The 262-nt window shown below is 57.6% G+C and carries 1 pseudogene; it reads right to left on the reverse strand.

Going from position 1 to position 262, the window contains the following annotated elements:
• Positions 1-262: pseudogene (locus D8676_RS26635) on the reverse strand (hypothetical protein); the annotation flags it as partial.

The raw sequence follows: 262 nt of genomic DNA on the forward strand, positions 1-262 counted from the left end.
TTGGTGCCGTATATGCCGGTCTTGGTGGTGAAGCCCCAGCCGTCGATGTCCTTGATGTCTCCATCGCTGAACTTGAAGTGGAGCATGATCTTGGCGAAGCCGATCTGCGGAAGGCGCTTGGCGAAAGCGGGATCGAATTTCGACTTGTCGAAATCCTGTCCGGGCACGATGCCGATCTCGGCCAACTTCTCCAGCATGGGCGCGTCGGCTTCGTAGGGAGGATTGCGCTTCAGCAGTTCGGCGAGCAGGGTGAAATACTCGA

Origin of the sequence: Mesorhizobium sp. YM1C-6-2 (assembly GCF_003666685.1) — a bacterium.
Taxonomy (GTDB): Bacteria; Pseudomonadota; Alphaproteobacteria; order Rhizobiales; family Rhizobiaceae; genus Mesorhizobium_K.